22 protein-coding genes are annotated in these 26,112 nt (G+C 35.5%); 16 read left to right on the forward strand and 6 right to left on the reverse strand.

All coding sequences use genetic code 11. From position 1 onward, the window contains the following. The first annotated feature begins 32 nt into the window (after positions 1-32). The 4 genes from ACY2RS_RS05205 (at position 33) to ACY2RS_RS05220 (ending at position 5,241) form a co-directional block, all read left to right on the forward strand. Positions 33-710, forward strand: a complete 678-nt coding sequence (locus ACY2RS_RS05205; protein ID WP_490097563.1) for an ABC transporter ATP-binding protein — start codon at positions 33-35, stop codon at positions 708-710. 148 nt (positions 711-858) lie between these two features. Then, positions 859-3,270 carry an ABC transporter permease gene (locus tag ACY2RS_RS05210; RefSeq protein WP_490097564.1) on the forward strand — a complete coding sequence of 804 codons (2,412 nt, stop codon included), beginning with the start codon at positions 859-861 and terminating at the stop codon, positions 3,268-3,270. Positions 3,271-3,332: 62 nt separating this feature from the next. Next, positions 3,333-4,595 (forward strand): S41 family peptidase, encoded by a 1,263-nt coding sequence (locus tag ACY2RS_RS05215; RefSeq protein ID WP_490097565.1) that lies wholly within the window; start codon positions 3,333-3,335, stop codon positions 4,593-4,595. 97 nt (positions 4,596-4,692) lie between these two features. Beyond that, the gene (locus tag ACY2RS_RS05220) at positions 4,693-5,241 is read left to right on the forward strand and encodes a DinB family protein (RefSeq protein ID WP_490097566.1); all 549 of its coding nucleotides are present in this window, start codon (positions 4,693-4,695) and stop codon (positions 5,239-5,241) included. 55 nt (positions 5,242-5,296) lie between these two features. Here the strand turns inward: ACY2RS_RS05220 and ACY2RS_RS05225 are convergent, their stop codons facing one another. Both ACY2RS_RS05225 and ACY2RS_RS05230 read right to left on the reverse strand, forming a co-directional pair. Continuing rightward, positions 5,297-5,590, reverse strand: a complete 294-nt coding sequence (locus ACY2RS_RS05225) for a uracil-DNA glycosylase family protein (RefSeq protein WP_490097567.1) — start codon at positions 5,588-5,590, stop codon at positions 5,297-5,299. 120 nt (positions 5,591-5,710) lie between these two features. Further along, positions 5,711-7,717 (reverse strand): LamG domain-containing protein, encoded by a 2,007-nt coding sequence (locus ACY2RS_RS05230; RefSeq protein WP_490097568.1) that lies wholly within the window; start codon positions 7,715-7,717, stop codon positions 5,711-5,713. A gap of 123 nt (positions 7,718-7,840) precedes the next feature. Between ACY2RS_RS05230 and ACY2RS_RS05235 the strand changes: the two genes are divergently transcribed. The 3 genes from ACY2RS_RS05235 to ACY2RS_RS05245 are packed head-to-tail and all read left to right on the forward strand — an operon-like array spanning position 7,841 to position 11,594. Beyond that, entirely contained in the window at positions 7,841-8,356 is a 516-nt protein-coding gene (locus tag ACY2RS_RS05235; RefSeq protein WP_490097569.1) for an RNA polymerase sigma factor, read from the forward strand. Between the two features lie 42 nt (positions 8,357-8,398). Beyond that, positions 8,399-9,301 (forward strand): FecR family protein, encoded by a 903-nt coding sequence (locus ACY2RS_RS05240; RefSeq protein ID WP_490097570.1) that lies wholly within the window; start codon positions 8,399-8,401, stop codon positions 9,299-9,301. Then, the gene (locus ACY2RS_RS05245; protein ID WP_490097571.1) at positions 9,294-11,594 is read left to right on the forward strand and encodes a TonB-dependent receptor plug domain-containing protein; all 2,301 of its coding nucleotides are present in this window, start codon (positions 9,294-9,296) and stop codon (positions 11,592-11,594) included. The genes ACY2RS_RS05240 and ACY2RS_RS05245 overlap by 8 nt, the downstream gene beginning before the upstream one ends. Positions 11,595-11,599: 5 nt before the next feature. Here ACY2RS_RS05245 and ACY2RS_RS05250 read toward each other — a convergent pair whose 3' ends face one another. Genes ACY2RS_RS05250 through ACY2RS_RS05265 form a run of 4 tightly spaced genes read right to left on the reverse strand, consistent with a single transcriptional unit; the run spans position 11,600 to position 15,360 of the window. Beyond that, the gene (locus ACY2RS_RS05250; RefSeq protein ID WP_490097572.1) at positions 11,600-13,516 is read right to left on the reverse strand and encodes an AAA family ATPase; all 1,917 of its coding nucleotides are present in this window, start codon (positions 13,514-13,516) and stop codon (positions 11,600-11,602) included. A gap of 6 nt (positions 13,517-13,522) precedes the next feature. After that, entirely contained in the window at positions 13,523-14,194 is a 672-nt protein-coding gene (rsmI, locus tag ACY2RS_RS05255; protein ID WP_490097573.1) for a 16S rRNA (cytidine(1402)-2'-O)-methyltransferase, read from the reverse strand. 2 nt (positions 14,195-14,196) lie between these two features. After that, the gene (locus ACY2RS_RS05260; protein WP_490097574.1) at positions 14,197-14,550 is read right to left on the reverse strand and encodes a DoxX family protein; all 354 of its coding nucleotides are present in this window, start codon (positions 14,548-14,550) and stop codon (positions 14,197-14,199) included. A 6-nt stretch (positions 14,551-14,556) separates the two neighbouring features. Continuing rightward, the gene (locus tag ACY2RS_RS05265; protein ID WP_490097575.1) at positions 14,557-15,360 is read right to left on the reverse strand and encodes a DUF8457 domain-containing protein; all 804 of its coding nucleotides are present in this window, start codon (positions 15,358-15,360) and stop codon (positions 14,557-14,559) included. 133 nt (positions 15,361-15,493) lie between these two features. Between ACY2RS_RS05265 and ACY2RS_RS05270 the strand changes: the two genes are divergently transcribed. The 9 genes from ACY2RS_RS05270 to ACY2RS_RS05310 all read left to right on the forward strand — a co-directional run bounded on the left by ACY2RS_RS05270 (position 15,494) and on the right by ACY2RS_RS05310 (position 26,102). Further along, entirely contained in the window at positions 15,494-16,135 is a 642-nt protein-coding gene (locus ACY2RS_RS05270; protein ID WP_490097576.1) for a thymidine kinase, read from the forward strand. Between the two features lie 9 nt (positions 16,136-16,144). After that, complete coding sequence (gene alr / locus ACY2RS_RS05275) at positions 16,145-17,254, forward strand: alanine racemase (RefSeq protein WP_490097577.1); 1,110 nt, start codon at positions 16,145-16,147, stop codon at positions 17,252-17,254. 82 nt (positions 17,255-17,336) lie between these two features. Next, complete coding sequence (gene mscL, locus ACY2RS_RS05280; RefSeq protein ID WP_490097578.1) at positions 17,337-17,741, forward strand: large conductance mechanosensitive channel protein MscL; 405 nt, start codon at positions 17,337-17,339, stop codon at positions 17,739-17,741. A 137-nt stretch (positions 17,742-17,878) separates the two neighbouring features. Further along, positions 17,879-18,868, forward strand: a complete 990-nt coding sequence (locus ACY2RS_RS05285) for an aspartate-semialdehyde dehydrogenase (protein WP_490097579.1) — start codon at positions 17,879-17,881, stop codon at positions 18,866-18,868. A gap of 281 nt (positions 18,869-19,149) precedes the next feature. Beyond that, positions 19,150-20,571: an Ig-like domain-containing protein gene (locus ACY2RS_RS05290; protein WP_490097580.1), complete on the forward strand. Its 1,422-nt coding sequence runs from the start codon at positions 19,150-19,152 to the stop codon at positions 20,569-20,571. 14 nt (positions 20,572-20,585) lie between these two features. Continuing rightward, complete coding sequence (locus tag ACY2RS_RS05295; RefSeq protein WP_490097581.1) at positions 20,586-22,196, forward strand: FG-GAP-like repeat-containing protein; 1,611 nt, start codon at positions 20,586-20,588, stop codon at positions 22,194-22,196. Between the two features lie 62 nt (positions 22,197-22,258). Further along, positions 22,259-23,365 carry a hypothetical protein gene (locus tag ACY2RS_RS05300; protein WP_490097582.1) on the forward strand — a complete coding sequence of 369 codons (1,107 nt, stop codon included), beginning with the start codon at positions 22,259-22,261 and terminating at the stop codon, positions 23,363-23,365. Positions 23,366-23,469: 104 nt separating this feature from the next. After that, positions 23,470-23,844, forward strand: coding sequence for a DoxX family membrane protein (locus ACY2RS_RS05305; protein ID WP_490097583.1), 375 nt, complete (start codon positions 23,470-23,472; stop codon positions 23,842-23,844). 89 nt (positions 23,845-23,933) lie between these two features. Next, positions 23,934-26,102 carry a prolyl oligopeptidase family serine peptidase gene (locus ACY2RS_RS05310; protein WP_490097584.1) on the forward strand — a complete coding sequence of 723 codons (2,169 nt, stop codon included), beginning with the start codon at positions 23,934-23,936 and terminating at the stop codon, positions 26,100-26,102. Positions 26,103-26,112: the final 10 nt, after the last annotated feature.

Raw genomic sequence — 26,112 nt, forward strand, 5'->3', positions numbered from 1 at the left:
AATCAAAAAACGAATAATAAACACCAAAAAAAATGATACAAATTAAGGATTTAGAGAAAATTTACAGAACAGAAGAAGTCCAGACTTTGGCATTAAATAAATTGTCTTTTGAGGTAAAAGAAGGCGAATTTGTTGCCATCATGGGACCATCGGGTTGTGGAAAATCTACACTACTTAACATCCTAGGGTTATTAGATAATCCTGACGGCGGAAGCTTTAAATTTAATGGTGAAGAAGTTGCTGAATACAACGAGCGTAAGCGTTCTGACTTGCGAAAAAATAATGTAGGTTTCGTATTTCAGAGCTTTAACCTTATAGACGAGTTGACTGTTTTCGAAAATGTTGAATTACCACTAATTTATACAGGTGTGAAACCAGCCGAACGAAAAAAACGTGTCGAAGAAGTATTAGAGAAAATGCAAATCATGCATCGCCGTAACCACTTTCCACAACAATTATCTGGTGGTCAGCAACAACGTGTCGCTGTAGCAAGAGCGGTTGTAAATAAACCAAAATTAATTTTAGCCGATGAGCCGACTGGTAACTTAGATAGTACTAATGGTAATGAAGTTATGGACTTGTTGATTGACCTTAATGAGGAAGGTACAACAATAATAATGGTTACTCATAGCGAGCATGATGCTAAATATAGTCATCGTATCATTAGAATGTTGGATGGGCAGAAAGTGACGGAGAATATCCTAGCATAAATCAATAAATAATCAATCTAGCAGATAGCACTTCGGTATAAAACCAACCTGATTTTACTGAACTATTTAAGCAATTCAATCAAAAAACGAACAGTAATTCTTAGAAATCATGATCAAAAATTATTTCAAAACAGCATGGAGAAATATAATGAAGCACAAAGTGTTTTCTCTAATCAATGTTATTGGTCTTACGATAGGTATAAGTGCTTCTTTTGTAATAGGTCTTATGATTTATTACGATTATACTTTTGATGATTTTCATAAAGATGGAGATCAAATATATCGTGTGGTTACAGAATTTACAGACCCAGAAGGGATAAATTATAATTCAGGCATAACTCTGGCTTTAAAGGATGCCATAGAAGATAATTCAAATTTTGAAACTGTAAGCGAATTTTACATCGAAAGACCATCAAATGTAGTTAATAAGCAAAACGACATCTCCCTAAAATGGCCAGACTTCGTGATTTTTGCTGACCAAAACTATTTGGATATTTTTCAATATAACTTTTTGGCAGGAAACAAAACCGAAGCCTTAAAAAACCCAAATCAAGTGGTACTCACCCAAAGCAGAGCTGCGGAATATTTTCCAAAACTTTCCCCCACTGAAATTATTGGTAAAACTTTAGTTTATAATGACTCTATAAATGTAAAAGTTACTGCGGTTGTCGAAAATTTCAAGAAACGAACAGATATCGTTTTTAAAGAATTTGTATCTCACCCAACCTTGCTTCAAACCGGTAGAGGAAGAGATATCAAAAATCGTTATTGGATTAACACAAACGGAAATTCACAGTTATATATAAAGTTTAAAGAAAATGCAGATGTAGCAAGTGTACAAAAACTTTTGGATGATTTGGCGTTAGAACATACAGACGAAGAGGATATTAAGTATGGCGAATTGCGGAAATTTAAATTACAAGCTTTAAATGATATTCATTTTAATGAAGATTATGGTATTTACGATTGGGAAAAAACACAAGCCAGTAAGCCACTTTTAAAAAATTTAGGTTTAGTCGCTCTGTTTTTATTACTCTTGGGGTGTATAAATTTCATTAACTTAAATACAGCACAAGCTACGCAACGTGCCAAAGAAATTGGGATTAGAAAAACTTTAGGAAGTTCTCGAAAGCAACTCATAGCACAATTTATGGGAGAAACTTTTTTATTAGTCTTGTTCTCTGTTTTACTTTCTTTAGTTCTTTTAAAAGGTTTGCTAGCCATATTTTCAGATTTTGTGTCAGAAGATTTGACCTTTTCACTAATTAAATCGCCAATTATTCTGTCTTCAATTTTTGCACTTCTGCTTATTGTGACTATTTTATCTGGATTTTATCCTGCATTATTACTGTCTAAATTTAATCCTGTTTCCGTATTAAAAAATCAAATTTCTATTGGTAATCAAAAGGTTGGACTTCGTAAATTCTTAACGGTATTTCAGTTTACTATTGCTCAGGTATTTATTATCGCCACGTTACTCGTTAGCAAACAGATTAACTTTTTATTGAACAAAGATATGGGCTTTAAGACCGATGCTATCGTTTCGGTTTTTAGTCCAAGGTCTGAACAAGAGCTCACAAAAAAGGCAGTATATGCCGAAAAGTTAAAAGCAATTCCAGAGATAAGTAAAATAAGTATTGGCGGCCATCCACCAGCTTCAAATTCCATTAATTCAACCACTACTACATTTATAAATGGTGAAAACGAGATTAAGTCTGAATTACAATTTGTGATTGGAGATTCTGAGTACTTAGACCTTTTTTCGATTCAACTTTTAGCTGGCCGAACATTTAGAAATGATACTATAAATGAATTTGTAATTAATGAAACCTATAGCAAAATTTTAGGTTTCAATAATCCAGAAGATGCCATTGGCAAATCTGTTTCGCTTCACGATAGAGATGTGCCAATTGTAGGTGTAATGGCAGATTTTCATCAAAGGTCATTAAAAACAAAAATAAAACCAATGGCTTTAAAAGGCGATTGGTACCGCAAGTATTTTTCTCAATTTCAAGCTGTGCATATTGCTATTAATAATAATATGTCGCCAGATCAATTAGAACAGACCTTAGAAAAAATTCAGAATGTTTATAATTTGGTATATACCGAAACTGAAGATTACAGATTAGAGTTTATGGACGAGACAGTAGCTAACTTTTATAAGCGTGAGCGCAAAGTGTCCAAGCTTTTAAATTGGTCCACTGGACTATCAATTTTAATTAGCTGTTTGGGACTTCTAGGTCTTGTGATTTATACCACAAACCGTCGTGTCAAAGAAATTGGCGTACGTAAAGTTTTGGGCGCCTCGTTATTACAAATCAACACACTGCTGTGTAAAGAATTTTTAGTACTCGTAGCCATTGCATTTATTATCGCTGTACCAATTGCTTATTATGGTATTAACAGTTGGCTACAAGATTTTGCATACAAAACAAGCATTAGTTTTTGGGTGTTTTTAATAAGCGGATGCGCTATGATTTTTTTTGCATTACTAGTGATTAGTGTAAAAACGCTTCGAGCTGCAAATTCGAATCCTGTAAATTCTTTACGGTCGGAATAGCGTATGTAATGAGTATAGCTTTTAAAATTTCAAAACAAATAAAAATCTAAAATCAATCAAAAATGAAAAAAATCATTTTACTATTCGGATTAGTAGCAATTATTGGAAATGCTTACTCTCAAGTACCAGAAAATCTAACAGATGAAGAGAAAATCTATGGATTATCTAAAGTGTGGAAAGAAGTAGATAAGAACTTTGTTTTCTTTGACCAAGTACCGTCATTGGATTGGGACAAAACTTACCAAGCGTATATTCCAAAAGTATTAGAAACAAGTTCTACATATGATTACTACAAAAAACTTCAGGAATTTTGCGCTCTACTAAATGACGGTCATACGAGAGTAATAGTTCCTTGGCAGTTGAGAGAGGTAAAAGAAGTTGTACCACCAATAAAGACGGAGTTAATTGAGAATAAAGTCATCATTACAGCAATACTAAATGATACTATCAAAAATCAAGGACTTAAAAAAGGAATGGAAATTATAGAAATCAACGGAATTAATATTCATGAGTATGCATCAACAAGAGTGAAGCCTTACGTTTCTTATTCCACAGAACAAGACATGTATGTTCAAGTGTATGATTATCATTTACTCAAAGGAAATATTGAGAAAAAAGTAGAATTGAAAACGAATACTGGTAAAGTATATTCAATCAGTCGAAAACTAACTAATGCAAAATCTAATACTCCTGCTTTTGAATTTAGAAAGCTCAATGAAGAAACTGGTTATCTTAAAATAAATAGATTTTGGGGAGAAAATCTGGATGCTAAATTTGATAGTATTTTCAAAAATATCCAAAGCATGCCAAAACTAATAATTGACGTATCAGAAAACAGGGGAGGAAGCAGCGGTTATGCAAATTATGTATTGAGCCACTTTGTTGATAAGCCGTTTGAGACATCCCGTTGGAAAACACTAATGTATATGCCCGCTTGGGTCTCTTCGGGATTAGTTAGTACTCAATGGCAAGATAATGCAGGGGATATTGTTAAGCCCAAAGAAGAATCAAAAAGATACACCAAACCAATCGTAGTCTTAATCACCGAAAAAACGTATTCAGCAGCAGAAGACTTTGTTTCAGCATTTTTGAATACAGAAAGAGGAGTCGTGATTGGAAGACCTACAGCTGGGTCAACCGGAAATCCAATCGGATTCGAATTGCCTGGAGAAGGAGGCGTTCAAATTTGCTCAAAAAGAGATTACCTGTCTAATGGAAAAGAATTTGTTGGCTATGGAATTCCCCCTCAGATAGAAATTAAAAAAGTAATAGACAAGAATCATTTAATAAATAAAGGGTTAGAAATTCTGAAAAAAGAATACTAAAGCAAACAAAGTATAAAACGGCAATAGCAGATATGTACCACTAAAGTGTTTACACAAAACAGTTGTAGCTAAATCAAACTCAATAAAAATCTAAAAAATGAAAACTCGTATTCACATTATCTTAATCTTAATGGCAGGGATATTAGTATTAAGCAGCGCTGCAAGTATGGAATCAGACAAAAGAAATTCTAATCTCGAATTAAAACTCAATGAAGTGGCATCCTATATTGCTGTTCGGGATACCATAAACCTTGAAATTTCAGAAGCTCCGGTTGCGTGGCATATGGATCATATTTATTTAATGGTACACCAGTTGTATAAAGCGCTCCAATATTCTGACGAAAGTAATTACAAAGCGGAATCCAATAGCACACGTGACCATGTCTTTACTTCTAATACGCTACCTAGAGGAAAAGTTACTGCGCCAGAGTCCGTAAGTCCAAAAGGAACTATAACTATCAATACGTTACAAATGCATTATAATGAAGCGCTTGCTACGGTCGAAAAATTATCTACACTTGCAGAAAAAAAGCACTTTAATCATCCAATTCTTGGGACTATGAATAGAGACGAAACCATTAAGTTTCTTACTATTCATACTGAACATCACCTTAAGATTATACGTGATATATTGAAGAAAAAGTAGTTTTCTAGACAATTACATATTGAACTAAGTAATAAACCAATACCAATAAAACCATCTAAAGTGGTACATCGCCTGTTTTTCCTTTTCCGGGATAGCAAAATCCCATGGGTACAATGGCTATTTTGGCTTCATCATAGAAAACGTCATTTGAAACATTCATCCATTTTCGTAGTTGTTTCCCGCTGGCATCATCCCAAGGAATACCTGAGGCATGCACTTTAGCACCTGGTGCTTGTCCAATAATAACAATTCGCGCTTCTGGATTTGCGGTCACTATGGGTCTAGGACCTAATACTAAATGTGCTTTGCAGATATCACAGTTTCGTATTTGTTTTAATAGTGCCTTCAAAAAAGTTATTTAAGTGTCTACAAAGTAATGATTATTTAACATTTCAGAAAAGAGAAAGAGAGCTGCTCAACAAAGAACAACCCTCTCTTTCATAAACTTAACATGAACTTAAATTATTTTTTAATCAAGGCAGTCATAACATTCTCCTTCTAAGTTATATAAAGTGAAGATCTCATTTGGATTTAAAGCCCTTTTGTATACTCGAATATCATCGACATTTCCGTTAAAAGGAGTGGTGTTTATAAAATACCCATTCACTGCAGATGGTCCTATATCAATAGAAGAATTGAAATCACTGTTACGCAATACACCATCTCGGTACAGTTGTACTGTGTTATTTTCATCCACCGTTATAAGAAGGTGATGCCAATCTGTGTTTTCCCACTGCACATCTGTTTCCATATTCCAGTCGTTATCCCATAATCCATAACCAGTAGTGCTATCACTAAATAATGGTGTATTTAAATCGAATAACGCAATTTGAAATCCTTCATTGTTGCCCACGCCTTTACTAAAAATAGTCTCAAAATCTCCTGCGTCTGTATTTTGGGCTTGAAACCATAAACTCACGGTAAAAGCATCACCTTGATCAATTCGGTTTTCATCTGTAATTGGAATGAATACAACATCATTTTCATTTACAAGTCCTAATGCACATGTTAAATTGCCATCACGATCTTCAAGAAGGCTCCCACCTTGTAGAACGCTATCAGAGATAATTTCTCGACTTTCATTCCCAAAAGGGATGTAGATGACCAAATCATCGGTTAATACTCCTGGGTTATCACAATCGGTACCACAATCTTCAGCAATTATTTCGTATGCTCCTACATACTCTAAGCTGTTATCGTTGATATCCCTTACTGCATAAAATAAGGTTTGCGATCCTGGTACTACAGTGGTATACATTTGAGGTAACATATTAGTGCCGTTGTAAGCGTCTTGAATTGTTGCATAGAATGAGATTACATATTCTAAAGAATCGTTACAGTTTGCACTATTGATAAGTAATCCAATATCTACGGTTACAAAACCGTCGTTATCATCATCACAAATACCTTGTCCGCTACCATAACATTCAGCTAAATTAGATCCACAGTTTCTTTTAAAAAGTACTTGAATTCCGTTTTGTTCTACTATTATTTCTTCAGGAGAACATTGTAGTACTTTCCAAACCCCTTCAAATGGATCAAAAATCGGCAGATTACTTTCAAGCTGTAAAAGTGTATCGTCATTATCTTCGTATACTTCCCATACAGCCTCAATTTGAAATGCCGTAGGCGTTAGTAATTCTAAGATATTATTTGGTCCAAACGTGAAGTTATAGAATTCATAGAAATCGTCTCCGTTATACAGTACTGGAGACCAGAAGCATTCTTCTAAATACATTTCTACGATTGCTGCGGGACAAGGATTTTCTGGATCAATAATTACTTCACAATTATTGGGTCCATCGGCTATAGCTGCAGCGAGTTCTTCATTTGTTGAAACTTCTATGGTAGTACCATTTCCATATTCTAAAGAGACTGGGAAATTTAAACTTACAATAGTGTTTGTATTTGAAATGGATTCAAGAAACAAGTATAATTCTATATTACTATTAATCACAACAGTTTCTATCAGTTCAAAATCGATATTGAAAACAGAAAAAGAAATTGGGAAAACAAAATCTACACAATCATCTTCTTGTGCTGTACAAGAGGCAATAAATGCTTCTAATGCTTCTTGGCTTTCTATGGTAATCGTAGTATAATCACTTAAAACAATTACAATAGGAAAAACTATTTCGATGTTGTTTCCACCTTGATTATTTGCCAATAGTGCTAATAATGTTTGTAAATCGCTTTCGTTTGTGATTTCAAATTCTTCTTGATTGTAAATAACTGTAAATGGAAAATCGATAGATGCGCAACTTGTATTATCAATTACATCATCGATAGCACCATCGTTTTGGGCTATTCTTTGAATGGTATTAAAAAGTTCAGATCCTACCTCGATCGTCTGCTCTGGCTCTGGGTTTTCTAAAATCATCTTGTCTTCTTGACAAGAAAAAACAACCGCTAATAAGGCTATAAACAAGAAGATCTTGTAGCTGCTTTTTTGTATTTGTGATGTGAATATTTTCATGGTGTTGGTGTTACATTAATAGTTCTTTTCTAAGCGCTTTGGTAATAGAACAACTCAGGATTAAAAATCCACATGTTGACAATGTAAAAATTTTGTGACTACTTTGTAGTCTAATTTTTATCCATGAAAAAAACCTCAGATCATCACTGTTGTAATGAAGCTATTTTTAATGCGCTTTTTCGGAAACATGCCGAAAACTTGCATAATTATCTTCGGTTTCGGTATGGAGATCTCTTGCATCCTAAAGACAAAGTACAAGATGCTTTTATTAAATTATGGGAACACTGTGGAAAAGTAACACCAGAAAAAGCAAAGAGTTTTTTATTTACTACTGCCAACAATTGTATGCTCAATGAAGTGAAACATCAAAAAGTGGTACTCGCTTATTCTAAAACATCACAGCGATATAAAACCAATATTACACCAGAGTTTATTCTTGAAGAAACAGAGTACATGGAAAAATTACAAACTGCTTTACAAAGTTTAACAGAAGCAGAACGAGTTGCCTTTTTATTAAATAGAACTGAAGGTAAAAAATATAAAGAAATAGCAGCTTTATTAAATATAAGCACAAGTGCTGTAGAAAAGAGAATCTATAGCGCACTTACAAAACTGAGAAAAAATATAAAAGAAATTTGAGAATACACCTGTGTGTTTTCTTTCCTAAATTGTTGTATAGATATGGAACGGGAAATTTTAATAAAAAAATGGTTGAAAGGAGCTCTTTCAAGTGCTGAAGAAAAAGCATTTCATGCCCTAGAAGATAGTGCCGAATTAGAGCGCTTATCTGAGGCTATGAAAGATTTTAAATCTCCCAAATATAATGTTGAGGAGGAACTAAACCATCTTACGTTGCGCAAAGAAAAGCCAAAAAATCAAGGAAAATCAAGGAAATTGCTCCGTTGGCTTCCTGCTGCAGCCATCTTAGTGCTTGCTTTAGCGGTTTCTTTTTACATACAACAAGCTGGAGATATTATTGAAACTTCTGCCATAGCAAAAACTGCCAATATCACACTTCCAGACCAAACAGAAGTGATTTTAAATGCGGGTTCTCAGCTATCCTATCATCCTAAAGACTGGTCAGATACCAGAAGTGCAAACCTTCGAGGAGAGGCGTATTTCAAGGTTACAAAAGGGGCTACCTTTACCATTGAAACAAAAGAAGGAAGTATTACTGTGCTAGGAACAGAATTTAATGTAAGGCAGCGTGATGATTTTTTTGAGGTTACTTGTTTTGAAGGTGCCGTAAAGGTGATACATCCAAAAAAAGAAATAGTTTTAAAACCTGGCGATTTTTTCATCGCGCATTCAAACAACTTTACATCAGGAAATAATAGCAGCTTAAAAGGTCCTTCATGGCTGGAGGGTATGAGTAGTTTTAGAAGCGCACCCTACATGCAGGTTTTAAATGAACTTGAGCGTCAATTCGACATTACCATCCATGTAGAAAAAATAGATACTACACGTTTGTTTACAGGGTCATTTCCTCACAACAATATAGAAGAAGCGTTAAAAACAGTAACATTACCTTTACAATATACTTTTTCAAAAACTGATAAAACTGTTACCATTAAACGTGAGTAGAATTCGATTCTTTTCTGTTATTTTCTTTTTGCTTGTGCTTCAAAACACAACGGCTCAATCAAACGAGTTAACATCACTAATAGACATCATTAAAATTCTCGAATCAAGGTATGCTATTCCCTTCTCTTATTCAGATGAGGTGCTACAAGATGTATACGCACAAATACCTTCGGAAATGTTAACGCTTAGAGCAGCATTAGATGGTCTAGAAGCAGAAACGCCTATCCAATTCATACTACTCGAACAAACAGTTGCGGTGCAAAAAAAAGAAGTGAACTCCTTTACCAATCAAAGCTTAGGTGAAGTCTTTATATGGCAGTATTTAGCGAAAGGAGTACATCTTAATAAAAATGGAAGCATCGATATTATTCCTAAGTCATTCGATATTATTCCTGGCCTTACAGAACCCGATGTACTAGAAAGCATCAAATCCCTTCCTGGTATTAGCAGTACAGACGAATCTATTGCAAATCTTAACATTAGAGGAGGCACAAACGATCAAAATTTATTGCTTTGGGATGGTATTAAGATGTGGCAGTCGAACCACTTTTTTGGAATGATTTCTGCCTTTGAGCCTTATAGCATTAATACTATTAACGTTTCTCGAAATGGTACTTCGGCACGTTTGGGAGATGGTATTTCTGGAACTATAGACATGTCATTAGACAAAGACCCTGCTGCGCAACTAGAAGGAAACGCTGGACTTAATTTTATTTATGGAAGCGGATCTGTAAAATTGCCTCTTTCAAAAAAAATAGGACTGCAATTTACAGCGAGAAGATCTATTACAGATGTGGTACAAACAACCACCTACCAACAATATTTTGATCGGATTTTTCAAGATACCGATATCACCAATACAGAGGAGAATACCGCCAGAACCTCTGTAACAGATGAATCCTTTTACTTTTATGACTTAAACGGAAAGCTGTTGTATAACATTTCTGAAAAAGACAAACTCAGTGTTTCACTCATACGGATTAATAACAATTTAACCTATCAAGAAAATGCCGCAGACCCTACCGTAAATCAAACCCGTGAAAGCGCATTAACCCAGCAAAATAATGCGGGTGGTTTTCACTATTCAAGAAGCTGGAATGATCAGTTTAACACCCATGCTTCTGGGTATTTGTCAAATTACAAACTAGACGGAATTAATTACGATGTGGAAAATGACCAGCGTTTGTTTCAATTTAATGAGGTCTTAGATATGGGGTTACGTCTAGAAAACAACTATTCATTTTCGAAACAGCAACAGGTGCAATTTGGCTACCAATTTACAGAAACAGGAGTATCTAATGCTTTCAATGTAAATACGCCACCCATTAATAGGTTTGTAAGAACTGTGCTTCGAAACCATGCAGCCTATGCACAATACACTTTTAAAGACCAACAGGAAGCCTTACAATTAGAAACAGGATTACGAGTTACTACCTACCCGTCTCTTAATAGAACCTTGTGGGAACCCAGACTAAATGTGAGTTATACGTTTTCAAAACCTTTACGAGGCTATATTCTTGGTGAATTTAAACATCAGGCCACCTCACAAATTATTGTACGCCAAAACGACTTTCTAGGTGTTGTAAAGCGTAGGTGGGTTATTGCAAACAACACAGACATACCCCTGCTTCAAAGCAAACAAGGTTCTATTGGTTTTACCTACAACAAAAACAAATGGATTTTAAATCTTGAAGGATATTATAAAGAAGTAGAAGGAATCAATACAAGATCACAAGGCTTTTTAAATCAGTTTCAATTTGTGAACACCAATGGTGAATATCAAATAAAAGGAGTTGATTTCTTAATTCAGAAAAAATTTAAATCATTGCGCTCTTGGTTGGGCTATTCCTGGAGCCAAAACAACTATGTATTTCCCACACTCAACGATGGTGCTAGTTTTCCAAACAATATTGATGTGCAACACACTATCACCTTTAATAACAGCTATACTTGGCAAAACCTAAGTATCGCTTTAGGAACAAATTGGCATACGGGTATTCCAACCACAACAGGCAGCATAGGTCCTTCTTCGGGAATAGAAAACACACAAATTCTATTTAATCCACCAAACAATGAGCGTCTCGAGAATTTTTTTAGAACCGATGTTTCATTCAATTACAAACTACATTTTGGTGCAGGAACTAAGGCAAGAATTGGTCTGTCTATCTGGAATATTTTAAACCAAAAGCAAACCATTTTGTCATATTATTCTTCTGTAAACAATACCGCTTTACAATTAGAAAAAGAATCTTTAGGGATTACCCCTAATCTAAGTTTTCGATTGTTTTTTTGAGTCTATTAAGGTTTCTTAATAAATTTATAAAGATTTTTAATTATTGAATCTAAGATTGGATTGTCTTTTATTAACTCATCATAAGAAATATCAGATTCAATAACAAAATCACATAATTTAAACTTATACTCAGATTTTAAAGTAATTGATTCTTCAGAATTAGAATCCAACATAAATACTTTCTGTTTTGTTCTTGGTATACCTAAATTTTCAAACATTTTAGAATAATAAGTTCCTAATCGCATTTTGCTGTAATCAGATTTGACAATTGCTATTTTATCTAACTTTACTCTTGATTCCTCATCTTTTATTAGTGTTTCAGCAAAAGATTTTATTAATGAAGCTGGGATTAGATTTTCAATTTCAACAACCTCTGTATTTTGGTAAAAGAAATTTGCTTTTTTGTTTGATATCTCTTCTAGTTTTTTTCTTCTTTTGCCTTTTTTGGTGCTCATCTTTACATTATCATTATCTGCAAATAAATAGATATGATTAGACAAGGCAAAAGAATTTATTTTGTCACGAATTTCCTCTTCAGATTCTTCGTAGTTTTTATCAAACAAATAATGTGCAATTAAATTTCCTCCGTATTCAAAAAATGCAAAATCAATATCTTCTATTAAAGAAACGTTTTTTGTCTTTGCATATAGTTTTATGAAAAATGAAAGATATTTTCTATCCGTAGGACCTTCCACCCAAATTGAAGAATTTGCTAATAAAACTGATGAATTATCTACCCCAAGTAAATTCAAAATATCTTTGTTAGGTTTAACAATATTGTCAATCTCAAAAACATCTTTTTTGTTTAAACCATTGAATTGAAATATGGATATAGAATCATTAAAAATCGATAAGTCTAAAAAATGGTTAGAATGAGTAGTTATAAAGTATTTAAGGTTTTTAGATAATAGATACTCATTTGTTAACAATGTTTCTATGAAAATTTTTTGGAAACCAGGATGTAAATTTGTTTCAGGCTCTTCTATAAATACCCAGTCATTTTCAGATGCCGTAAAAATTGGGAATAATAGAATAATTATCGTTTGTATTCCGTCACCTAAATCATAGATTGGTTTTTCATTGCCGTCTATAGAGAACAAAAGTATTTTTTCTAAATAGTCAGATGTGATCTCAACTTCTTTATTTGAAAAAAAATGAACAGAAAGGAACTCTTCAAATTTTTTTATTTTTTTCTTATTTTTATGTTTTGAATTTTTCAAATTTAGGACTTCTTCGTACAAGCCCAATCCAGTAAAAATTTTACTTTCAATAGAGTATAGATTACTTATAGTCTTTTCAAATACACCTTTTTTTAAATCTTTATTTTCATGAACACTCCTTAGTGTTGGAATATAAAACTTATTGTTTTGTTTATGCTCTATTTGATATTCAACATCCTCTTTAATCACTAAAGCATCATTGATAAAAGAGTTCAAACACTCGTATTGAGATTTTATATTAGAAGTATTTTCAACAGCTAGTAATTGCTTTACTAAATTTTGGTTTAATTTCAAACTCTCATAGTATTCTACAGCCTGAGTATGATTTGCTACAAGTTCAAGTTCTGATCTATAGCTAGTTATATTATTTGCCGACTTTATTACGTCTCTCCTTATTTGAGATGCAGCAACTCTTTTAGGAATTAAATGATAATCCCTTTTTAGTTTAATAAATTTAGTTTTTATACTCTCTTCATTTAGAGACACCTTAAAATTATTGACTGGATCAGATTTTAATAATCCTCTCATAAATCTACTTTTCCCACTATTATTAGGCCCAACAAACAAATTAATATTTTTAAACTCACCTAGAGTTGAAATACCATCTTGTTCAATAGGTTTTGATCGAAATTCATATATCATTTTACCTTTAGAACTAACTAACTCGCTTACTTTTAAATTATCATAATAATGAAAATACATAATACTTTATTTTTTACCCCCCACAATCACCACCAACTCTCCTTTGGGAGCTTTGACTTCAAAATGTGCTAATACTTTTTGCGCAGTTCCGCGAACGGTTTCTTCGTGAAGCTTCGTGATTTCTCTGGAAACTGATATAGGACGATCGGCTCCAAAGTACTCGACAAAATGAACTAAGGTTTTTACTAATTTATGAGGTGACTCATAAAAAATCATGGTACGGGTTTCTTCTGCTAACAATAGCATTCTGGTTTGGCGTCCTTTTTTAACGGGTAAAAAGCCTTCAAAGACAAACTTATCATTAGGCAGGCCACTATTTACTAGTGCTGGCACAAAAGCGGTAGCACCCGGCAAACAATCTACTTCTATACCCGCTTCCACACAGGCGCGGGTTAACAAAAACCCTGGGTCGCTAATGGCGGGTGTTCCAGCATCACTAATAAGGGCAATGGTTTGTCCGCTTTTAATTCTGTTTACAATGCCTTCGGTAGTCTTGTGTTCGTTGTGCATGTGGTGGGAGTGCATTTGCGTTGTAATTTCAAAATGCTTCAGCAACTTTCCACTGGTTCGGGTATCTTCGGCTAGGATGAGGTCTACTTCTTTTAAGACTTCAATCGCTCTAAAGGTGATGTCTTTTAAGTTTCCGATGGGCGTGGGTACTAAATATAATTTTCCCATACTTAATCGCGTACTACTTTCCCGAAGAAATAAGAAACTAAAATTAAAATCATGGTCACTAAGGTTTGCGTTACATCATGCCCTGCGTGTTGGTGTGCAAAAAAGGCCAAGACCACATCAAAAAAGAAGCCTGCGTAAGCCCATTCGGTGAGCCAAGAACTAGCGCGCCATAACACCATGATTACTCCTAATACTTTAGCAATTGCCAACAGAATTACAAGATAACTTGGATAGTTAAACGACTCGAAAAAGCCTTGCACCATTTCTGTATTAAAGAAATATAGTTGTGCCGAATATAAAAACATCGCACACATTAACACTGTGGCAATCCAATAGATAATCGATCTACTATTCATAAACTCTTAATTAAAACGTTTGGCAACCACTTCCATAAAACGTGTAACATATTCTTCTTTAGCTTCCCAATGCGGGTATTCTGGTTGTACTTGATGGCTTAAGAACTGTGATGCTTCTTCAAAGTTTTCAAAGGTATTTAGTTGGGATAACACACGCTCATAATCTTCCACATTATTCTCGAACAAGTGTTTTAAAAATGCAATTCTATCATTTAAACCAATCGCTACACTTTTTACTGCATCATTAATAGAGGTTGGTTTTTCTTTACTATTCTTATCCTTTACAAGTTCCTTTGTAGCTTCTGGCTTTGGAATATCTTGTACTGGTTCCTTCTCTTCTACTAACTTATGAATGGTAGGGGTTTCTTCAACTACATCTGTTTTACGCTCAAATGTGGGCATTTCTTGGTATTCTGAAGCAAATGCTTCCAAATCGTTTTTAATATACTTTTTGGGAGGCAATACCTTTTCTAACAAAGCATCTACTTCTTGAGATTCGGGTGGCATTTGCGCGACTAAATCTTTTATTTTTTCCATTAAAGGTTCTACCAAGTCATCTTTATGTGCAGATTGTGGTACTGGTTCTGGTTCTTTAAACCAATTTTCTTCTCGATAGCTTTTAGAATCTAAAGAAGCCATCGCTTCTTTTGTTGCAAGAGATTCTGATCTACCTTCAAGATGTTCTAGCAGCACTAATTTTTCGTAAAGCTCCATGATGGTTGCTTTCATCTGCGCTACGTCAAAATTGCCGTCGGCGATAAGCAGTTGTTTTGCTATTTTTTCAATGGCTAGCCCTAGTGTCTTTTTCATTACTTTTTGGAGGTGTTTAAAATTTCAGCTATAAAAATAAAGCGTAATGCTGGATGCTCGGTTTTGTTTTTATAAATTTACGCAACCTAACTGTAAAACGGAAACCTTTTGTGTTTTCGTCTAATGTAGACCTATGTTTTTAGAAAATACCGTAAATCAAAAAGAGCAATTTGGATGGATTGAAGTCATCTGTGGCTCTATGTTTTCTGGTAAAACCGAAGAACTGATAAGGCGACTAAAGCGTGCACAATTTGCAAGACAGAAAGTAGAAATTTTTAAGCCGGCTGTAGATACACGCTACGATGATGAAGAGGTGGTGTCGCATGATAAAAATCAAATTAGATCTACCCCTGTTCCTGCAGCTGCAAACATCCCAATGTTAGCAGACAATTGTGATGTGGTGGGTATTGATGAAGCTCAGTTTTTTGATGATGAAATTGTAAAGGTTTGTAACGACCTTGCCAATCGCGGTATTCGTGTAATTGTTGCTGGATTGGATATGGACTTTAAAGGCAACCCTTTTGGACCCATGCCCGCGCTTATGGCAACTGCAGAGTATGTAACTAAAGTGCATGCTGTATGTCCCAGAACAGGGAATTTAGCGCATTACAGTTTTAGAAAATCGCAAAGTGATGATTTGGTCTTACTAGGCGAAACCGAAGAATATGAACCCCTGAGTCGTGCTGCTTACTACAAAGCAAGACTTCGCGAAAAGGTACGTAAGATGGACGTTCAAGATCCTGAAGAAATCGCTTCCAAAAAGAAACAAGCATAATTGTATGTAATGCCAAAAGCAACCCAAACTGTTTTAGAAATTGACCTCAATGCCCTGGGGCACAATTACCAGTACATTGCCTCTCAATTAAAAGAAGGCACCAAAATGATGGCAGTTGTAAAAGCATTTGGCTATGGTAGTGATGCCATTGCCGTAGCTAAAGAACTCGCAACTTTAGGCGTTGCTTATTTTGCCGTTGCATACACACAAGAAGGCGTGCAGCTAAGAGATGCTGGTATAGAAACCCCTATTTTGGTATTACATCCACAGGCTGCTAACTTTAAGACCATTGTGGATCGATGTCTGGAACCTAGTTTGTATTCTCAAAAAATACTCACAGCATTTATTGGTTTTGCTGAAATGTTAGGGCAACAAAACTATCCTGTTCATTTAAAGTTTAATACGGGGCTAAATAGGTTGGGATTTACGCAAGCTGAAATTCCCGAAATCCTTACTGCGTTAGAAGCATCAAACGCTGTGAAAGTACGTTCCTTATTTTCGCATTTGGCCGCCAGTGAGGATGCAGACGAAAGAGATTTTACGCTAAAACAATTACAGTCTTTTCAGGAAATTTCCGAAGCAATAAAAGCCGCACTTCCCTACAATCCCTTTTTACATACACTGAATACTTCGGGTATTTTAAACTATCCAGAAGCACACTATGATATGGTACGAAGTGGCATTGGCTTGTATGGTTTTGGAAATGATGCACAATACAACGCTCATTTACAACCCGTAGCAACGCTAAAAACCATTATTTCTCAAATACATACTTTAGAGAAAGGGAATACACTAGGGTACAATAGAGCTTTTAAAGCAGAAAAAACAACAAAAACGGCCACCTTACCTATTGGGCATGCCGATGGAATTTCTCGTTCTTATGGGAATGGCATTGGGTGGGTCACTATTCATGGCAGCAAAGCACCCATTATTGGAAATGTATGCATGGACATGATAATGGTAGATGTTACCGATATTGACTGTGAAGAAGGTGATGAGGTAATTATCTTCGGAAATAGTAGTACTGCCGAAACATTGGCGACAAGCATTCAATCCATCTCTTACGAGCTACTCACAGCGATCTCTCAACGCATAAAACGTGTTATTTATCGAAACTAACATTTCATTTTAACATAATTTTTGTTAAAACGGAAACTTTTGCCTTACTTTATATGGTATTAACCTTTTAAAATAACCAAAAATGTTAAAAGAATTTAAAGATTTTATTATGACCGGTAATGTGATAGACTTTGCCGTTGCTGTGATTATGGCAGGAGCCTTAGGCGCTGTAATTAACGGTTTTGTAAGTAACATTGCCATGCCTTTTGTAGGATACTTTTCAGGAGGAATGAACTTTGAAGACATGCATCATGCTATGGATGGAAAAGAATATGCTACACTAGCTGCAGCAAAAGAAGCAGGTGGAGCAGTAATAGCGTATGGTGCTTGGATTAACACAATCGTAAATCTACTTATCGTTGGATTGGTTATGTTTTTAATTGTTAAAGCCTACAACAAAACCAAAAAGCCTGTTGAAGAAGCAGCACCAGCTGGACCAAGTGATAATGATCTTTTAAAAGAAATTAGAGACGCACTTAAAAAATAGTCTCTAAGCCGCTACACTAAATAATAACAAAACCACACTATCGTTTTCGATGGTGTGGTCTTTTTTTTGGCTAAAAGGCAATAGACCTTTTAAACAAAAGTTTACCTTTATGTACTCTTATAAACCAAATCAATAAAATGAAAATAGCCCTAGTAGGTGCCACTGGTATGGTGGGCACAGTGATGCTTAAAGTACTTGCCGAACGCAACTTTCCTGTTACAGAATTATTACCTGTAGCTTCAGAGAGATCTGTAGGTAGAGAGCTTTTGTTTAAAGACAAACTCCATAAAATTGTTAGTATGGAAGACGCCATAAAAGCAAAACCTGCCATTGCAATTTTTTCTGCAGGAGGTGACACCTCTTTGGAATGGGCTCCAAAGTTTGCCGAAGTAGGCACTACGGTTATTGACAACTCTTCTGCATGGAGAATGGATCCAGATAAAAAATTAATTGTTCCAGAAATCAATGCAAACACGCTTACCAAAGAAGACAAAATTATTGCAAATCCAAATTGTTCTACCATTCAAATGGTGATGGCATTAGCACCTTTGCATAGAAAATACACCATGCGCCGTGTGGTGGTTTCTACCTACCAATCTGTGTCTGGAACAGGAGTACATGCTGTCCGCCAAATGGAAAATGAAGCCAATGGCATTAAAGGAGCTATGGCATATCCGTATCAAATTCATAGAAATGCGATTCCGCATTGTGATGTCTTTGAAAACAATGGCTACACAAAAGAAGAAATGAAACTCGCCCGCGAACCACAAAAAATATTAGATGACAGAACATTTTCTGTATCTGCTACGGCTGTTAGAATTCCAACTGCAGGGGGACATAGTGAAGCTGTAAACGTTGAGTTTTTACAAGATTTTAACCTCGACGAAGTACGTAGTATTTTGCAACAAACTTCAGGAATTAAAGTACAGGACAACCCGAATACAAACACCTATCCCATGCCAATTTTAGCGCATGATAAAGATGATGTATTTGTAGGTAGATTGCGTAGAGATGAAACGCAAGAAAACACTTTAAACATGTGGATTGTAAGTGATAACCTTAGAAAAGGAGCCGCTACTAATGCAATACAAATTGCCGAACATTTATTAATTCATAGACTTACCTAGCACTTACTGGTTTCATTCGAAATTATAGCGCTTATCCTAAACCAGTGTCTAATGCTATAAATACTTTGTGTTTTGGTTCAGTTGTTAACATTTCAAATATTTTTTCTTCTGAAATAGGAGTGCTTACAAATGCTTATTTCACCTGTAAAAAATGGGGTTCTCGCAGTTCTATTTTCTCATAATAGTCTCATTTTTATACTTTAAATGTTAATATCTTACTACTTTAGTGAAAAATATTAATGAAAGGTTTATTTTTATAGACTTTGAATTTTTCACTATCAATGAACAAACTACTACCATTATTCATTTTATCCTTTCTCTTCCTAACTACTTCTTGTGGCTCTGATGACGATTCAGGAACCATTATAACCGATGATGGAGATATGATGGTGCCCCTAGAAATTACGGCTCAAGAAGATGTGGTACAAGTTTCTACATTACAAACCATAGAGATTTCAATATTCGATAATGATACAAACATTCCTAAAGAGGGAACATTGTCTACTACAACACCTACTAATGGTCAAATAAGCATCAACAATAATAATACCCCCGACGATGTTAGAGATGATTTTATCAATTACGATCCCAATCAAAATTTTGTAGGTAATGATACCATGCAATATACCATTTGCCAAAGCGATGGGTCTGGTTGCAAAACAGGGACTGTAACGATAACTGTATTTCAAGATACAACAGTAACCCTAAACCTTGAAAATTTTCCTTACAACACGCTTTCAGAATATAACTTTTTTAATGGAGCACTGAATGCAATAGACCCTGCTTATGGAGTATTGCCTTATGAACCTATAAGCGGACTTTTTACAGATTATGCAATCAAAGAACGGTTTGTTTGGATTCCTGTTGGAGAAAAAGCAACGTACAACGCAGACGACAAAGCCTTAGAGTTTCCTACTGGAAGTGCACTAATAAAAGTATTTTACTACGACAATGTATTGCCAGGCAATACTACTCGCATCATCGAAACGAGACTTATGGTTAAAAAAGCAGATGGTTGGGATTTTGCTGAATACGTTTGGAATGATGAACAAACAGAAGCATTCTTAGAAACTACAGAAGATGGTGGTTTTACAGAAGTAGAATGGATGCAAGATGGAGAAACTAGGTTTGTAAACTACAGGATTCCCGCAAAACAACAATGTGTTATTTGTCACACCAACGACTTTGAAACCCTCCCCATTGGTATCAAGCCACAAAATATTAATTCCAACTTAACATACGACGACGGTTTACAAAATCAATTACAAAAACTAATTGCTTTTGGGTACTTAGAAGACAACCTTCCTGGCACCATTACGACTGTATCCAATTGGAAGGACACTTCAAAATCGCTTGAAGAAAGAGCAAAATCATATCTAGATATTAATTGTGCAAATTGCCATATTGATGGAGGTCAAGGAGACTATAGAGCAATTCGCCTTGGATATACAGATACTTTTAATAACGACGAAAATGCAGGGCTGTGTGTAGACGGTGATACTCCAATTCCAATAGGAGGAGGCCAAACTATTAGAAAACTTATTGCACCTCAAGACCCTGAAAACTCAATTGTATACTATAGGATGGCCGTAACTGGAGACGAGCCCTATAAAATGCCCCAATTTGGGCAAAGTCTAGTGCATACAGAAGCGTTGCAGCTCATGGAAGACTGGATCAATTCTATTAACCAAACATGTGATTAATTAAAACGACTATTATGAAAAAATTACTATTTTTTGCTTGCTTAATCGCTGTATCACAGTACAGTGAAGCTCAAGTTAGCTTTTCAACCCAATCTATTGGTACCAATCATTCTGACAGAGGGATTGTGGATATGAACGGTGACGGATTAGATGATATTATTTCAATTTCATCAACAAATGTTCAAATTTTCTATCAACAAGAAAATGGCTCATTTGTAGAAGCAAATATAGGTACTACTCCTGCTAACAATACTCCATCATGGAGTTTAGCCGCAGCAGATTATGACCGTAATGGACATACCGATTTATTATATGGTGGTGGAAACGGTGTTACTTTTATGAGAGCTAGCAATGATGGAACAGAATTTACTGAAATCTCTGGTTCAGAATACGTTTTCTCACAACGTTCAAACTTTGTTGACATTAATAACGACGGTCATTTAGACGCCTTTGTTTGTCATGATGTAGAACCTAACGTATACTACATAAATGATGGAAATGGAAACCTAGAATATATTCAAGGTGGTTTAGGAGACTATCCAACGGGTGGAAATTATGGTTCTGTATGGGTAGATTTTGATAATGATAGAGATGTAGATTTATTTATTGCAAAATGTGGCGGTGGTCCCGATAGAAGAGATAATGAAATGCATGTAAACAATGGAGATGGCACGTATACAGAAAGTGGAGCTTCACTAAATCTTGAAGATGATATGCAAACCTGGTCTAGTGCTTGGGCAGATTATGATAATGATGGCGATATGGATGCGTGGATTGGAGCAAGTACTTTTAACGACGGTTTTCACAGACTTATGAGAAACAATGGAAACGGAACCTTTACAGATGTAATAAACGCTTCTGGTCTTACCAACTTCAACACTACTGATATTGAAAATCAAACCTACGATTTTGATAATGATGGAAATGCTGATATTGTTTCTGGAGGAAGAATTTTATACGGTAATGGAGATTTAACTTTTACAGTTTCTAATACGAATATTGGAAATGGCGGATTTGGAGATATCAATGAAGATGGATTTATTGATGCTTTAGCATTTGGTCAAATTAGAGTGAACAACGGAAACAGCAACAATTGGTTAAAAATTAATACTGTAGGAATCCAAAGTAACCTTTCTGGTATTGGTGCTAGAGTAGAATTAACAACTGCTTCTGGAACTCAAATTAGAGATGTACGTAGTGGTGAAGGGTTTAGAAACATGAGTTCTTTAAACACACATTTTGGTATTGGACAAGATACCGAAATTGAAAGTGTAACTATTTACTGGCCATCTGGTATTGTTGACATTTTTGAAGATTTAGATATCAACACAACACACAAGCTCGTAGAAGGAAATGGTGTGTTAAATACCGAAGACTTCTTAACAGATGATTTATTTGTGTATCCAATTCCAGCAGTCAACAATCTTACTATTTCAAACATAAACGATATTGAGGATCCAATTTATACCATCTTTGATATCTCAGGAAGAAAAGTAATGCATGGAAGATTAATCAATAACAATATTGACGTTTCTCAACTAACTACTGGAGATTATATTCTTAGAGTAGCTGGACAGAAGTTTAGAAGAAATAATGTGAAAGCAAAAAAATTCACAAAAAGATAATTTTTTAAAATTCAATGAAAGGCACCATTAAGAAACTTCTCAATGGTGCTTCTTTTTAGGGCATGATGCGACATCTATTACATATCTTTTTATTCGCTTTTGTTATTGTGAGTTGTACTACTGATGATGCAACTTACGAAACAATTCCCGAAGAAATAACACCTCCAGTTTCTGAGGTGTCCGTAGACCTTACGCAAGTACCATACGCAACACTTTCTGAATATAAGTTTTTTACTGAAACGTTAAGTGACCTTATTCCATCCTTTGATGTAGTTCCTTATGAGCCTATTAGCATTTTGTTTTCAGACTTCGCTAAAAAGAGTCGTTTTATTTGGTTACCGCCTGGTACAAAAGGAACTTATACTGGAGATGCAAACAATATAGAACTTCCAGTAGGAAGTGTAATTATCAAAAACTTCTTTTACGATAATGTTCTCCCAAACAACGGGAGGTTCATTATAGAAACCAGACTAATGATTCGAAAAGAAGAAGGTTGGACCTTTGCAGAATACTTCTGGAACGACGACCAAACTGATGCACTTATAGATACAGCTGGAGATGGAGGATTTAAATATATAGAGTGGATTGAAAATGGTGAGCAGCGCGAAATAGACTATAGAATGCCTTCTGGAAGTGAATGTTTTACCTGTCATAAAGAAGGTACAAACAACGAACCTATAGGGATTAAGCCACAGAGTTTAAACAGCATGTATCAATTTGCAGATGGGATGCAAAATCAACTTCAAAAATGGATTGATGTGGGTTATCTTGAAGATAACCTTCCCCAAAACATAAACACAGTTGTAGATTATAAAGACACCTCGCAACCACTAGAATTAAGAGTTCGCTCCTATGTAGATATTAACTGCGCAAGCTGCCACAGAGATGAAGGACATTGTAACTACAGACCCATGCGTTTTGCTTTTGATGAAAACAACCTTCAAGAAAATCTAGGTGTTTGTGTAGAACCAGATCAGTTTTTACCGAACCTAGCACCTGACCAAAAATTAATTAAACCCGGTGATCCTGAGAACTCAGTAATACTTTATCGAATTAGTACTACCGAAGAGAGTGAACGAATGCCATTGCTAGGTAGACGTCTTATTCATGATGAAGGCGTCGCATTGCTACGAGACTGGATTGTCAGTCTAGAAGATCCTTGCGAATAAGCACTTTTAAAAAAACATAAACACCCAGGATGCAAACAGGTACCTACTGGGTGTTCTTTTTTTTTATTATCTTTAAGTAACTATAACACTAACACAACCTCACTATGAATTCAACTTTTACGACTATTTTACGCATGCTCCTTGGTTTAGCGTTACTGGTATTTGGTATGAATAAATTCATTCCCTTTATCCCCATCTTTGATATGGCTCCTGCAGCTGCAAATTTCATGGAATCTCTTAGCAGTACTGGTTATGTATTATATGTCATTGCCGCATTAGAAATTGTAATTGGGCTTTTATTATTATTAAAAAAATGGGTCCCTTTTGCGCTTATCTTGTTAGCGCCAATTGCACTCAACATATTGTTGTTCCATATTTTCTTGGATGTTTCAGGTATTTTAGTCGCTATTCTTATTGTGGCTATTACCGCCATTCTTATCTATAAATACTGGAAGTCTTACCGACCTCTATTTCAATAACACATCTTCTTACCCTATAAAATTTCCGCAGGCTTTTTTAACACACAAAAAGCCTGTTTTTTATGTATTTTTATAAAAATTTCAATCCAATGAAAAAAATCATAATTCCTGTTCTTGCTGCCATCATTCTTGTTGGCTGTAATAACACGCAAACATCAAAAAAAGAAACGATTGCTGTGACCTATCCTAGCACCAAAAAAGTAGATACTGTTACCAATTATTTTGGTACAGACGTAAAAGACCCATATCGATGGTTAGAAGACGACATGAGCCAAGAAACTGGGGAATGGGTAAAAACACAAAATGTAACCACTAACGGATATCTAGAAAACATCCCTTTTAGAGAAGAATTAAAAGAGCGTCTTACCACACTATGGAATTATGAAAAAGTGGGTGCCCCTTTTATCGAAGGAGACTACTCTTATTTTTACAAAAATGATGGGCTGCAAAATCAATATGTAATCTATCGCTATAAAACGAGCGAAGATCCTAGTACAGCTGAAATTTTCTTGGACCCAAATACCTTTACAGAAGATGGAACTATTTCGCTGGGCGGACTCAGTTTTAGCGACAACGGAAAAATGGCGGCGTATAGCATTAGTGAGGGCGGAAGTGATTGGCGAAAAGTACTCGTTATGAATGCCGAAACGAAAGAAATTGTAGAAGACACCCTAATTGACGTGAAGTTTTCTGGTATTTCATGGTTCAAGAATGAAGGATTCTATTATTCTAGCTACGATAAACCAAAAGGAAGTGAGCTTTCTGCTAAAACAGATCAACACAAACTCTATTATCACAAACTTGGAACCGCACAAAAAGAAGATGCACTCATCTTTGGTGGTACCGCTGCACAAAAACATAGATATGTAGGCGGAGGAACCTCTGAAGACAACAGATATCTTTCTATTTCTGCAAGTGTCTCTACGTCTGGAAACAAACTATTTATCAAAGATCTTAGTAAAGAAAACAGCCCGTTTGTAACCGTTTTAGACGACACAGATAGTGATACGTATATCATGGACACCCAAGGATCTACCTTGTACATGGTTACCAACCGAAATGCACCCAATAAGAAAATAGTAAAAGTAGATGCTGCAAACCCAGGCCCGGAAAACTGGGTAGATGTCATTCCAGAAACTGAAAATGTATTAAACGCCGGAAGCGGTGGTGGGTATATTTTTGCCAACTATATGGTAGATGCCGTTAGCAAAGTGAAACAATACACCTTTGATGGTAAATTAGTGCGCGATATTGAATTACCAGGTGTAGGATCTGCTGGAGGTTTTGGCGCCAAAAAAGAAGACACACAACTGTATTATTCTTTTACGAATTATGTAACCCCAGGAAGTATCTATTCTTTCGATATAGCTTCGGGTGCTTCGACCTTGTATAAAAAACCAGACATCGATTTTAACTCTGATGACTACGAAAGCAAGCAAGTATTTTACACCTCGAAAGATGGTACTAAAATCCCAATGATCATCACCCACAAAAAAGGAATTGAATTAAACGGAAAAAACCCAACCATTTTATATGGATATGGTGGATTTAATATTAGCCTAACCCCTGGCTTTAGTATTACCAATGCAGTATGGATGGAGCAAGGTGGTATTTATGCAGTTGCCAACTTACGGGGTGGTGGAGAATACGGTAAGAAATGGCATAATGCCGGTACCCAACTAAAAAAACAAAATGTATTTGATGATTTTATCGCCGCTGGAGAATATTTAATTGCAGAAAAATACACGTCTAGCGATTTCCTTGCTATTCGTGGAGGTTCTAATGGAGGTCTTTTAGTAGGAGCCACCATGACGCAACGTCCAGATTTAATGAAAGTAGCATTACCAGCTGTAGGTGTATTAGATATGCTACGCTATCATACCTTCACAGCAGGAGCTGGATGGGCCTATGATTACGGTACTGCAGAAGACAGCAAAGAAATGTTTGAATACTTAAAAGGATACTCGCCTGTACACAATGTAAAAGCTGGCACAAAGTATCCAGCAACTATGGTAACTACTGGAGATCACGATGACAGAGTAGTGCCTGCGCACAGTTTTAAATTCGCTGCAGAATTGCAAGAAAAACAGGCAGGAACCAATCCCGTGCTAATTAGAATCGAAACCGATGCGGGTCATGGTGCAGGAACTCCCGTAAGTAAAACCATTGAGCAATACGCAGATATTTATGGTTTTACACTATACAACATGGGCTTTGAAGTATTACCCAAAAAAATCAATGATGGTGTAAAACAATAGCACCAACATC

The sequence above is a fragment of the Patiriisocius sp. 208BN25-11 genome (assembly GCF_058147145.1).

Bases quoted from the DNA above. Each gene is read 5' to 3' on its own strand.
- ACY2RS_RS05240 (WP_490097570.1), top strand. From the start codon at position 8,399: ATGGAACGGGAAATTTTAATAAAAAAATGGTTGAAAGGAGCTCTTTCA.
- ACY2RS_RS05305 (WP_490097583.1), top strand. From the start codon at position 23,470: ATGAATTCAACTTTTACGACTATTTTACGCATGCTCCTTGGTTTAGCG.
- ACY2RS_RS05270 (WP_490097576.1), top strand. From the start codon at position 15,494: ATGTTTTTAGAAAATACCGTAAATCAAAAAGAGCAATTTGGATGGATT.
- alr (WP_490097577.1), top strand. From the start codon at position 16,145: ATGCCAAAAGCAACCCAAACTGTTTTAGAAATTGACCTCAATGCCCTG.
- ACY2RS_RS05230 (WP_490097568.1), bottom strand. From the start codon at position 7,717: ATGAAAATATTCACATCACAAATACAAAAAAGCAGCTACAAGATCTTC.
- ACY2RS_RS05220 (WP_490097566.1), top strand. From the start codon at position 4,693: ATGAAAACTCGTATTCACATTATCTTAATCTTAATGGCAGGGATATTA.
- ACY2RS_RS05215 (WP_490097565.1), top strand. From the start codon at position 3,333: ATGAAAAAAATCATTTTACTATTCGGATTAGTAGCAATTATTGGAAAT.
- ACY2RS_RS05300 (WP_490097582.1), top strand. From the start codon at position 22,259: ATGATGCGACATCTATTACATATCTTTTTATTCGCTTTTGTTATTGTG.
- mscL (WP_490097578.1), top strand. From the start codon at position 17,337: ATGTTAAAAGAATTTAAAGATTTTATTATGACCGGTAATGTGATAGAC.
- ACY2RS_RS05290 (WP_490097580.1), top strand. From the start codon at position 19,150: ATGAACAAACTACTACCATTATTCATTTTATCCTTTCTCTTCCTAACT.
- ACY2RS_RS05235 (WP_490097569.1), top strand. From the start codon at position 7,841: ATGAAAAAAACCTCAGATCATCACTGTTGTAATGAAGCTATTTTTAAT.
- ACY2RS_RS05310 (WP_490097584.1), top strand. From the start codon at position 23,934: ATGAAAAAAATCATAATTCCTGTTCTTGCTGCCATCATTCTTGTTGGC.
- ACY2RS_RS05285 (WP_490097579.1), top strand. From the start codon at position 17,879: ATGAAAATAGCCCTAGTAGGTGCCACTGGTATGGTGGGCACAGTGATG.
- ACY2RS_RS05295 (WP_490097581.1), top strand. From the start codon at position 20,586: ATGAAAAAATTACTATTTTTTGCTTGCTTAATCGCTGTATCACAGTAC.
- rsmI (WP_490097573.1), bottom strand. From the start codon at position 14,194: ATGGGAAAATTATATTTAGTACCCACGCCCATCGGAAACTTAAAAGAC.
- ACY2RS_RS05205 (WP_490097563.1), top strand. From the start codon at position 33: ATGATACAAATTAAGGATTTAGAGAAAATTTACAGAACAGAAGAAGTC.
- ACY2RS_RS05260 (WP_490097574.1), bottom strand. From the start codon at position 14,550: ATGAATAGTAGATCGATTATCTATTGGATTGCCACAGTGTTAATGTGT.
- ACY2RS_RS05210 (WP_490097564.1), top strand. From the start codon at position 859: ATGAAGCACAAAGTGTTTTCTCTAATCAATGTTATTGGTCTTACGATA.
- ACY2RS_RS05250 (WP_490097572.1), bottom strand. From the start codon at position 13,516: ATGTATTTTCATTATTATGATAATTTAAAAGTAAGCGAGTTAGTTAGT.
- ACY2RS_RS05265 (WP_490097575.1), bottom strand. From the start codon at position 15,360: ATGAAAAAGACACTAGGGCTAGCCATTGAAAAAATAGCAAAACAACTG.